The sequence below is a fragment of the Streptomyces sp. NPDC051310 genome (assembly GCF_044455245.1).
GTDB lineage: Bacteria > Actinomycetota > Actinomycetes > Streptomycetales > Streptomycetaceae > Streptomyces.
Window position 1 is genome coordinate 85,064 of sequence record NZ_JBITEO010000028.1, and the last position, 10,713, is coordinate 95,776.

The 10,713-nt window shown below is 71.8% G+C and carries 11 protein-coding genes; 3 read left to right on the top strand and 8 right to left on the bottom strand.

Annotated features, from left to right (window positions below):
• The first annotated feature begins 36 nt into the window (after window positions 1–36).
• The 3 genes from ACIA79_RS30130 (at window position 37) to ACIA79_RS30140 (ending at window position 3,549) form a co-directional block, all read left to right on the top strand.
• Window positions 37–927: an HAD family hydrolase gene (locus ACIA79_RS30130; protein WP_399431553.1), complete on the top strand. Its 891-nt coding sequence runs from the start codon at window positions 37–39 to the stop codon at window positions 925–927.
• Window positions 928–1,375: 448 nt separating this feature from the next.
• Window positions 1,376–2,155 carry an ECF subfamily RNA polymerase sigma factor, BldN family gene (locus ACIA79_RS30135; protein ID WP_399431554.1) on the top strand — a complete coding sequence of 260 codons (780 nt, stop codon included), beginning with the start codon at window positions 1,376–1,378 and terminating at the stop codon, window positions 2,153–2,155.
• Between the two features lie 215 nt (window positions 2,156–2,370).
• Complete coding sequence (locus tag ACIA79_RS30140) at window positions 2,371–3,549, top strand: DUF5667 domain-containing protein (protein ID WP_399431555.1); 1,179 nt, start codon at window positions 2,371–2,373, stop codon at window positions 3,547–3,549.
• A gap of 119 nt (window positions 3,550–3,668) precedes the next feature.
• Here the strand turns inward: ACIA79_RS30140 and ACIA79_RS30145 are convergent, their stop codons facing one another.
• The 8 genes from ACIA79_RS30145 to ACIA79_RS30180 all read right to left on the bottom strand — a co-directional run bounded on the left by ACIA79_RS30145 (window position 3,669) and on the right by ACIA79_RS30180 (window position 10,593).
• Entirely contained in the window at window positions 3,669–4,742 is a 1,074-nt protein-coding gene (locus ACIA79_RS30145; protein ID WP_399431556.1) for a lysophospholipid acyltransferase family protein, read from the bottom strand.
• Between the two features lie 15 nt (window positions 4,743–4,757).
• Entirely contained in the window at window positions 4,758–5,831 is a 1,074-nt protein-coding gene (locus tag ACIA79_RS30150; RefSeq protein WP_399431557.1) for an NAD-dependent epimerase/dehydratase family protein, read from the bottom strand.
• Window positions 5,832–6,038: 207 nt separating this feature from the next.
• Entirely contained in the window at window positions 6,039–6,137 is a 99-nt protein-coding gene (locus ACIA79_RS30155; protein WP_003948845.1) for a 30S ribosomal protein bS22, read from the bottom strand.
• Window positions 6,138–6,289: 152 nt separating this feature from the next.
• On the bottom strand, window positions 6,290–6,502 hold the full coding sequence (locus ACIA79_RS30160) for a helix-turn-helix domain-containing protein (protein WP_160159783.1): 213 nt from the start codon (window positions 6,500–6,502) through the stop codon (window positions 6,290–6,292).
• Window positions 6,503–6,630: 128 nt separating this feature from the next.
• Window positions 6,631–7,446 (bottom strand): phosphatase, encoded by an 816-nt coding sequence (locus tag ACIA79_RS30165; RefSeq protein WP_399431558.1) that lies wholly within the window; start codon window positions 7,444–7,446, stop codon window positions 6,631–6,633.
• Between the two features lie 145 nt (window positions 7,447–7,591).
• Window positions 7,592–8,767, bottom strand: coding sequence for an acetoin utilization protein AcuC (locus ACIA79_RS30170; protein ID WP_399431559.1), 1,176 nt, complete (start codon window positions 8,765–8,767; stop codon window positions 7,592–7,594).
• Window positions 8,736–9,905 (bottom strand): MFS transporter, encoded by a 1,170-nt coding sequence (locus ACIA79_RS30175; protein ID WP_399431560.1) that lies wholly within the window; start codon window positions 9,903–9,905, stop codon window positions 8,736–8,738. Before ACIA79_RS30175 ends, ACIA79_RS30170 begins: the two co-directional genes overlap by 32 nt.
• A 43-nt stretch (window positions 9,906–9,948) precedes the next feature.
• Window positions 9,949–10,593: an HAD family hydrolase gene (locus tag ACIA79_RS30180; RefSeq protein ID WP_399431561.1), complete on the bottom strand. Its 645-nt coding sequence runs from the start codon at window positions 10,591–10,593 to the stop codon at window positions 9,949–9,951.
• Between the last annotated feature and the right edge of the window lie 120 nt (window positions 10,594–10,713).

A 10,713-nucleotide genomic window follows, 5' to 3' on the forward strand; every position in this document is an offset into this window, starting at 1 on the left:
TCGGGAAGCACCGAACACAGTGGCTATGCTCACGCCATGGCCGCACTGGCATGGCTCACCCCCCGCAAGCGCTCCGCCACCGCGCGCAGTGTGCTCGCCGGCGAAGCGTCGGCCGAGGCCGCCCGGAAAACGTCGCAGCCCTTCCCCGTCCCCGGGGACGAGCGCGCTGCCGCCTTCTTCGACCTCGACAACACCGTCATGCAGGGCGCCGCGCTCTTCCACTTCGGCCGCGGCCTCTACAAGCGCAAGTTCTTCCAGCGCCGGGAGCTGGCCCGCTTCGCCTGGCAGCAGGCCTGGTTCCGGCTCGCCGGGGTCGAGGACCCGGAGCACATGCAGGACGCGCGCGAGAGCGCGCTGTCGATCGTGCAGGGCCACCGTGTCTCCGAGCTGATGACCATCGGCGAGGAGATCTACGACGAGTACATGGCCGACCGCATCTGGCCCGGCACCCGGGCCCTGGCCCAGGCGCACCTGGACGCCGGCCAGAAGGTCTGGCTCGTCACCGCCGCCCCCGTCGAGACCGCCACCATCATCGCCCGCCGCCTCGGCCTCACGGGCGCACTGGGCACGGTCGCCGAGTCGGTGGACGGCGTCTACACCGGCAGGCTGGTCGGCGAGCCCCTGCACGGCCCGGCCAAGGCCGAGGCCGTACGCGCCCTGGCCGCCGCCGAGGGCCTGGACCTGTCGCGCTGCGCGGCGTACAGCGACTCGCACAACGACATCCCGATGCTCTCGCTGGTCGGCCACCCGTACGCCATCAACCCGGACAGCAAGCTGCGCAGGTACGCGCGCGAGCGGGAGTGGCGGCTGCGGGACTACCGCACGGGCCGCAAGGCCGCGAAGGTCGGCATCCCGGCGGCCGCGGGCGTCGGCGCCCTGGCGGGCGGCACGGCCGCCGCGGTGGCCCTCCACCGCCGCCGCCGCTGACCTCCCCCCGCCGCCACCTTCCCCCACCGGCCCGCCGCCCCTCGGGCTCACCCACCCGGGCAGCCCGCCGTGTGCCCCGTACGGCGGGCCCGCTCCGGCCCCCGCACGCCCTCTTCCGCCGCCGCGGACCGCGGCCGGGTCACGGCCAAACCAGGGTCTTACCCCGGCGAAACGCAGCCCAGTCCCCCGGCGACGCACTCGGCCACAACAGATCCCGCACCCCACCACATTTCGAAGTAATCCGATCAATTAACGGTCACCAAGTGATACTTGATCAGCCGCGTAGCGGTAACAGAAACGACTGAATCGATGATTTGAGCAACTCGGTGTAGCGCTCCCTGCACGAAGCGTTATTCTCCTCAGACGCAATACGGGGCCCTCGCACGTCGCTACGACGGGTGAAAGGTTCCGCACTGCACGTGATGGAAGCTCTGCCTCTGGGAGTCCCGTGTACCCACACGTCGGGGTTGACGCCTCGGGCCTGGCTACGCTCCGCGCAACGGTCCTCGACCACCTGCGCGGCTTCGTCCCCACCGCGTACGCCGTCCCCGCCTTCGCCGCACCGGCACCCGCCGGTCCCTGCTATGCCCTCGCCGACGGCGGTGCCGCCGTCGGAAGACGGAGCGGCCGCACCGGAGCGGGCACCTCGACCACCGCCCGCCGCCCCACCGCCGACAGCGACAGCGCGCGCATGATGGACCTGGTCGAGCGCGCCCAGGCCGGCGAGGCCGAGGCCTTCGGCCGCCTGTACGACCAGTACAGCGACACCGTGTACCGCTACATCTACTACCGCGTCGGCGGGAAGGCGACCGCCGAGGATCTCACCAGCGAGACGTTCCTGCGCGCCCTGCGCCGCATCTCCACGTTCACCTGGCAGGGGCGCGATTTCGGTGCCTGGCTGGTCACGATCGCTCGCAACCTGGTCGCGGACCACTTCAAGTCGAGCCGCTTCAGGCTCGAAGTGACCACAGGTGAAATGCTCGACGCCAACGAGGTCGAGCGCAGCCCGGAGGACTCGGTGCTGGAGTCCCTCTCCAACGCCGCCCTCCTGGAGGCCGTCCGCAAACTGAACCCGCAGCAGCAGGAGTGCGTCACCCTGCGCTTCCTGCAGGGCCTCTCGGTCGCCGAGACCGCGCGCGTGATGGGCAAGAACGAAGGCGCGATCAAGACCCTCCAGTACCGGGCGGTCCGCACCCTCGCCCGCCTGCTCCCCGACGACGCGCGGTGACCGGGGACCACCGTCGGTGATGCCTCGATGACGCGCTGGTCGGATCATCTTTCGTGCGTAACCCAGGTGCCGCGACACTCGTTGTGCGGGATGCAGGCTCCCTATGGTCACACCCTGACCGCTCCCACTCACTCGTTCGGGTGGATGTGCTCAAGGTGTGCAACCTTCCCGACCTTCCGGGGAGTCGACCGTGATGACGAGAGGAGGTGCCGCCAGTGATCGCGAACGTATCGGCGCACCGGCGGGCGAACGCCTTCGCCCAGGCCCTGGAAGATCAGGCGGCCGAACAGCCCGACGCGTCGGTCGGACCGACCGAGCGGGGTCGGCTGTTGGCCCTGGCGAGCGATCTCGGCGAGCTGCCGAAGCCGGAGTTGGACCCCGAAGTGAAGGTCGTGCAGCGAGCGCAGCTCGTCGCCGCCATGGAAGCGATGATGGCGGAGGAGGGTGCGTCCGCGGGCCCTACGGTGCCGGAGCAACGGACGTCGACCGGACGGGGAGCCCACCGGGCCACCACGCTCCGGAAATTGCGTCCGCGCTCCCGCTGGTCGAAGGGCCTCGCGGCCGGCGGCCTCACGGTCGGCGTGGCCGCGGGGGCGTTCAGCGGGGTGGCCGCTGCCAGTTCCGACGCCCTTCCCGGTGATTCGCTGTACGGGCTGAAGCGTGGCATGGAAGACCTCAAGCTGGGTCTGGCCGACGACGAGGCCGACCGCGGCGGGATCTACCTGGACCAGGCGTCCACCCGGCTCAGCGAGGCCCGCCGGCTCATGGAACGCGGCCGCTCCGGCGTCCTCGACCACGAGTCGCTGAGCGAGATCCGCCGCGCGCTCAACGGCATGCACCACGACGCCGCCGAAGGCCACCGCCTGCTCCGCATCGCGTACGAACGGGACGGGACCATCGCTCCGATGGCCACACTCGACTCGTTCGCCCGCAACCACCGCGACGCGTGGAACGGCCTGCGCGACCAGCTGCCGCCGCAACTCACCGATGTGCGCGACCAGGTGAGCTCGGTCTTCGACGCCATAGACGAAGAGGTCGGCCCGCTGCAGTCCAAGCTGCCGCGCGCCCCGGAGCAGAAGGACCACCACCGTCCCTCCGGCTCCGGCAGCCCCGAGCGCTCGACCGGCTCGGGCAGCCCGTCGCACCAGTCCCCGTCCGCGCCGGAGGCCCGCCCCTCCGGCAGCACCGGCAAGCCGGGCCCCTCGGGTTCCGGCCCCGCTCAGGACGAAGGACTGCTCGGCGGCAACACCGGCGGCATCCTGGAGCCGGACCCGTCGACACCGCCGCCCGACGCGGACCAGCAGCCCCCGGCGCCGGCTCCCGACGTCACGATCCCCCCGCTGCTGCCGGGCATCCTCCCGGGCCTCGGCATCGACGAGGAGGACGCGCGATAGGACGCGCGACGGCACGAGCGTGGGGCGTCGGTTCCGGATATACCGGACCGGCGCCCCACGTCCGTATCCCCGCCGCAAGCGCCGAACGCGCCCCGCGCGCCTCAGCGCCGCACGCTCGCCTAGAAGAAGACCGACCTCCGCTGCACGAGCAGCTTGTACAGCGTGTGCTGGATCTGCTCCCGCACCTGGTCCGTCAGGTTGAACATCAGCATGGGGTCCTCCGCCGCCTCCGGCGGATAGCCGTCCGTCGGGATCGGCTCACCGAACTGGATCGTCCACTTCGTCGGCAGCGGCACCGCCCCGAGCGGCCCCAGCCACGGGAACGTCGGCGTGAGCGGGAAGTACGGAAGACCGAGCACCCGCGCGAGCGTCTTCGCGTTGCCGACCATCGGGTAGATCTCCTCCGCGCCGACGATCGAGCACGGCACGATCGGCACCCCGGCGCGCAGCGCCGTCGACACGAACCCGCCCCGCCCGAACCGCTGGAGCTTGTACCGCTCGCCGAAGGGCTTCCCGATGCCCTTGAAGCCCTCGGGCATCACCCCGACGACCTCGCCGCGCCGCAGCAGCCGTTCCGCGTCCTCGGCGCACGCAAGGGTGTGACCGGCCTTCCGCGCCAGCTCGTTGACGACCGGCAGCATGAAGACCAAGTCCGCCGCCAGCAGCCGCAGGTGACGCTCCGCGGGGTGGTTGTCGTGCACGGCGACCTGCATCATCAGACCGTCCAGCGGGAGCACCCCCGAGTGGTTCGCCACCACCAGGGCCCCGCCCTGCGCCGGGATGTTCTCCACGCCCTTCACCTCGACGCGGAAGTACTTCTCGTACAGCGGCCGCAGCAGCGACATCAGGACCTGGTCGGTCAGCTCCTTGTCGTACCCGAACTCGTCGACCTCGTACTCACCGGTGATCCGCCGCCGCAGGAACGCCAGCCCGCCCGCGATCCGGCGCTCCCAGCCGCCACCGCCTCCCGCGTCCGCCTGCGCGCCGTCCGTACCGTCCGCACCACCCGCACCGCCCGGGGCGTCCACGGGCGCCTCCAGCGGCACCTGAGGGCCCGGCAGCGGGCTCACCGGGGCCTCGCCCTTCCGGCGTGTGCCACCGCTCAGGGGGGGCCGCCGGCGCCCCGGTCGTGGCGTGGCCGCACCCGCGCGCGGCCGGTCGTCGTCGAACGGAATGACCTTGGCGTCCGCCATCGTTGCTCGCGCTCCTTATCCGGCGTCGTGACCGGCACTGTGAGTCGTGTTCGTCGCGCCGCCCAGGAGCGGCGACGCGGCGATGCGGTCGACCGCCCCCGCCAGGGCCTCGGGCGGCAGCAGGCCCGCCCCCCGGCTGCGCGCGAAGTCCGCGAAGGTCTCCGCGGTCGTGTACCCCGGTTCGAACCCGAGTGTCTCGCGCATCTGCGCGGTGCTGACCACCCTGCCGTGCGTCAGCAGCCGGATCTGCTCGGGCGAGAAGTCCGTCACGCCGACCGTGCGCAGCGCCGTGCCGACCCACCTGATGGCGGGCAGCAGCACCGGTACCGTCGGCCGGCCCAGCCGCCGCGAGCACTGCGACAGCGTCAGTACGCCGTCGCCGGCGATGTTGAACGTGCCGCTGTTCAGCGTGCCCCGCCGCGGCTCGTGGGTGGCGATCCGCAGCACGTCGACCACGTCGTCCTCGTGGACGAACTGCAGCCGGGGGTCGTACCCGAGGACCGTGGGCAGGACCTGGAGGGAGAAGTACTCGGCGAGCGGCGAATCCGCGCCGGGTCCCAGGATGTTCGCGAAGCGCAGCACGCACACCGCCACGTCGGGCCGCCGCCGCGCGAAGCCGCGCACGTACCCCTCGACCTCGACGACGTCCTTGGCGAAGCCACCGCTGGGCAGCGACTTCGGCGGCGTCGTCTCGGTGAAGACCGCGGGGTCGCGCGGCGCGGAGCCGTACACGCTCGTACTGGACTTCACCACCAGCCGGCGGATCGTCGGCGACTTCTGGCACGCGCCGAGCAGCTGCATCGTGCCGATGACGTTGGTCTCCTTGACGGCCGTCCGGCCACCCGACCCCAGCGCCTGGCCCGTCACGTCCAGGTGGACGACGGTGTCGACCCCGTACTCGGCCAGTACGCGCCCGATGGCGGGCTGCCGGATGTCCGCGCGGACGAACTCCGCCGTACCCAGCTGGTGCGCGGGGGCCACGGCGTCCACGCCGATGACCCGCTCCACCTCGGGGTCCTTCTGGATGCGCCGCACGAAACGGCCGCCGAGCTGCCGGGCCACCCCGGTGACGAGCACGACCTTCCCCAAGATCAGCGCCTTCCGTTCGGTCCTGTCCTCGCCTCTGCGCCACCGTAGCGGTTCGCCGCTGCGGTGTGATGACCGCCGCACCTCCGGCGGGCGACGGCACCCCCGGCCGGCACGCCGCCGCACTCCTCCGGGCCGGCCCCGCAAACACCGCGGCCCTCCCACCGGAACCGGTGGGAGGGCCGCGAATGCCTCACGTACAGCCGACGCTTACTTCTTGTTGCGACGCTGCACGCGGGTGCGCTTGAGCAGCTTGCGGTGCTTCTTCTTGGCCATCCGCTTGCGCCGCTTCTTGATAACAGAGCCCACGACTACCCTCGCTCACTTCTCGGAACACCCCCGCATCAGCGGGGGATCTCGGTGCGGGGCGTCTGGGCCCACACGACCTACGTCGGCCTAGCCTACCCGCCCGAGCGACGTGCTTGTAATCCGAGGGGTGCGTGGGACCTGCCCGCGCCCCGCTACGCGGTCTCCACCCCCACGAAAGACTCTCGGAGGTACTCGTGAACCGCTTGCTCCGGCACCCGGAACGACCTGCCCACCCGGATGGCCGGCAGATGACCGCTGTGCACCAAGCGGTACACGGTCATCTTCGACACTCGCATCACCGCGGCGACTTCCGCCACGGTCAGGAACTTGACCTCGTTGAGAGGCCTCTCGCCAGCAGCAGCCATGACCCACCTGTACCTTCCGCACACGACGCCCACCGGCTTCCCCTCCGGTGACTCTTCGTCGCGGTGCGCTCACTCACCAGACTAGGGGCGGGTGATACGAGTGGGGAAGAGGAGCTGCGATCAGGCGCCTACTGTGACAGACACGCCCGATTGAGTACATAGCGCGTCATCGGCCGGTAGTAAGCGGACCGCACACCGTCATCCACCGGCACGGCGACGGACACCCGCCCCTCCGCTTCCCCGACGAACAGCGCGGGGTCGTCCGTATCGGCCAGCCCGATGGCCTCGAACCCCAGCTGACCTGCCCCGCAGACCCATCCGTGGTCCCCCACCACCAACTCCGGCAGCGGCCGGCCGGCCACCGCCAGATCCTCCAGAACGGCCCGTACGGGAAGGGGGGAATGCGTATGTGCGCCGGTCTCACAACCGGCGCCCTCCGCTCCCGGTTCCCGCACCATGGCGACTCCCCGTACGTAGTCCACGACGTACGTGCGTACGCCGAACCGGGTCGTTATGTCGACACATCGCCCCTGCGGGGATGTGAGAACGGTGCAGCCCGCCGCCGACAAAGCGTCTGCCAACCCTGCGTAGAACCCCAGCAGACGATGCGGATGCCCGGTCCCGAACAGCACCGCTCCGCGCCGCGCGGCCACCTCGCCGAGCCGCGCGGCGAACGCGTCGAGCGCCCTCAGCATCCGCTCCGGATCGATGACGTCGAACCCGGTCCGGTATGCCGGATCACCGGAGACCCCGCACCTGTCGGCCATCAGCCGCAGTACATCGCGCTCGCTCCAGACCCCGTCGGGATCGAGCCCCAGCGTCACGCGCGGATCCCGGGCCGCGAACAGCCGGTAGCTCCGCAGACTGTCCTCCCGCGAGGTGGCCACCGTCCCGGCCAGCCCCGCGGCCACCACATGCGCCCGCAGCGCACCAGCACTCACCACCCTCCCGATGCTCCCGCACGGGGCACCCGCGGGCACCGGAACCCCGGCCACACCGCACAGTTGGCGTAATGCAGCCGGTCCGGCGCAAAACCCACGCCGCCGGACCGCCGGACCATCGGGCGCGGGGTGACCCAGGGGCGCGGCGCTACGCCAGCAAGCCCCGCAGCGGGAACACCGCCCGCCGCGCCGCCAGCACCGCCTGGTCCAGCCGGTCCGCCGGGTCGTACCCCTCCTCCCACGCACGCCACTGCACCGGCCACCGCCCGTCCGTCATCCGCCCCGGCGCCAACTGCCGCGTCCGCGCGTACACCTCGTCCCGCCACGACGACGGAATGACCGACTCCGGCTCGACCGGCGCCCCGGCCGCGATCCCGACCAGATGCGTCCACGACCGCGGCACCACGTCCACGACCGCGTAACCGCCGCCGCCCAGCGCGACCCACCGCCCGTCGGCGTACGCGTGCGCCAAGTCGTGACAGGCCACCTGCACCGCACGCTGCGCGTCCAGCGACACCGCCAGATGCGCCAAGGGGTCCTCGAAGTGCGTGTCCGCCCCGTGCTGCGTCACCAGCACCTGGGGCCGGAAGTCCGCCAGCACCTCCGGCACCACCGCGTGGAACGCCCGCAGCCACCCCGCGTCCCCGGTGCCGGCCGGCAGCGCCACGTTCACCGCACCGCCCGCCGCCTCACCGGTCCCGCCGGTCTCCTCCGGCCACCCGGTGCCCGGGAACAGCGTCCGCGGGTGTTCGTGCAGCGAGACCGTCAGCACCCGGGGGTCGTCCCAGAACGCCGCCTGCACGCCGTCCCCGTGGTGCACGTCCACATCCACGTACGCGACCCGCTCCGCCCCCAGCTCCAGCAGCCGGGCGATCGCCAGCGACGCGTCGTTGTAGATGCAGAAACCCGCAGCGGAGCCCGGCATCGCATGGTGCAGGCCCCCGGCGAAGTTCACCGCGTGCACGGCCTCCCCCCGCCACACCGCCTCCGCCGCGCCCACCGACTGCCCCGCGATCAGCGCGGAGACCTCGTGCATCCCGGCGAACGCCGGGTCGTCCATCGTCCCCAGCCCGTACGCCTGGTCCGCCGCCCTCGGCTCCGCCGACGCGGCCCGCACCGCCGCCACGTAGTCCTCACGGTGCACCAGCCGCAGCGTCGAGTCCCCGGCCGGCTTGGCCGCCACCACGTCCACGGCACGCTCCAGGCCGTACGCCCGCACCAGCCCCATGGTCAGCGCGAGCCGCACCGGATCCATCGGGTGCCCGGGCCCGAAGTCGTAACGAGTTACTGCCTCATCCCACATCAACAGTGTGCGGCCGCTCATGCCCGCCACCGTATCGGTACCGTTCAACGCCGAACGACCGGGCGTACCGCAGCGTCACCAGCACCAACACCAACGGCACCACCATCGCCCCGCGATAGCCCCACGCATCGCCGAGCGCGCCCACCAGGGGCGACCCGATCAGGAAGCCCACATAGTTGAAGACGTTCAGCCGTGCGACCTCCTCGTCCCCGCGCGCCGCCGCGAACGTCTGGGGCACCAGCACGCTGAGCCCCAGCCCCAGCACCGTGAACCCGGCGACACCGGCCCACACCCCCGGCGCCACGGCCACGGCCCCGAACCCGGCCGCCGCCAGCACCGCCCCGCCCCGCACCACCGCCACGGCCCCGAAGCGCCGCACCCCGAAATCCCCCACGGCCCGCCCCAACAGGGTCGTGACCATATAGGCGTTGTACGGAACGGTCGCCAGCTCCTCCGAGCTCCCGAGGACATCCGTCAGGTACTTCGCGCTCCAGTTCGACACCGTCGAGTCCCCGATGTACGCGAACGTCATGACCAGGCACAACGGCAGCAGCGCACGGGACACTGCGGCATTCCGCGCCACCGGCCCGATCCCCCGCTCCCCGTCCACGTACCACCGGCTCCCCACCAGCGCAGCCGGCAGCAGCACCACGACCACCGGCAGGTACGACACGAGCAGCGCCAGGTCCCAGTGCGCCCCCGCCCATGCCAGGGACGCCCCCACGATCCCGCCCAGGCTGTACGCGGCGTGGAAGCCGAGCAGGATGCTGCGCCCGTACGCCCGCTGGAGGCTGACCCCCAGCATGTTCATCGACGCGTCGAGCGCCCCGACCGCCAGCCCGAACACGCCGAGCGCCACCCCGGCCTGCCACAGCCGGTCCCCGGCCCCGACGCCCACCAGGGCCAGCAGCACCACCGGCTGCGCCCACCGGAGCACCGTGCCCGGGGCGACCCGCCGCACCAGCCTCCCGGTGGCGACGCTCCCGGCACCCGCGAGCACCGGGACGGCCGCCAGGAAGGCGGGCAGCAGGGCGTCGGATATCCCGTAGCGGTCCTGGACCGCGGGGATGCGCGTCACGAGCAGCGCGAACGCCACCCCCTGCACGAAGAAGCAGAACGCCAGCGAGCCCCGCCCACGCCGCAACCGCGCATCCGTCATGGCGGCACAGCGTAGGGCCGCCGTGCACCCCTGGACAGATCGGTCACGCCAGCAGCGCCGGCAACGCCGCCATGTCGTCGAAGTGCCCGTGGGCGCCGGCCAGCTTCTCCGCGGACGTCATCGCCGTGAACCCGTACACGTCCATCCCCGCGGCCAGCGCCGACTCCACCCCGAGCGGGCTGTCCTCGATCACGACGCACCTCTCCGGGGCCACCCCCATCCGCTCGGCCGCGTACAGGAAGAGGTCGGGCGCCGGCTTGCCCCGCCCCACGTCCTGGGCGCTGAACACATTGCTGTCCCCGAACCACAGGTCCAGCCCGGTCTTCCGGTGCCCCACCCGGATCCGCTCATGGCTCCCGGACGACGCGACACAGTACGGCACCCCGTCCGCCACCAGCTTGCCCAGCACCTCCGTCACTCCGGCGACCGCTTCCAGCTGCCGCTCGAACGCGGCGAACACGCGGGCGTGGAACGTCGCGTCGAAGTCCTCCGGCAACCGCTGCCCGGTCCGTTCCAGCACCAGATCGTGTATGCGGTGCACGGCGCCCCCCATGTAGTCCCGCAGCGAGTCCTCGTACGAGGTGGGGTGGCCGAGCTCCGTCAGATAACCGGCCAGGATGGTGTTGGACAGGGGCTCGCTGTCGACGAGCACACCGTCGTTGTCGAAGATGACGAGTTCATAGCGCATGTCACCACCCTAGAAGCCGTGCCCGGCCCGGAACGCGGAAAAGCCCCGCACCATAACGGTGCGGGGCTTCCCCACAAGAATTGTTCGGCGGCGTCCTACTCTCCCACAGGGTCCCCCCTG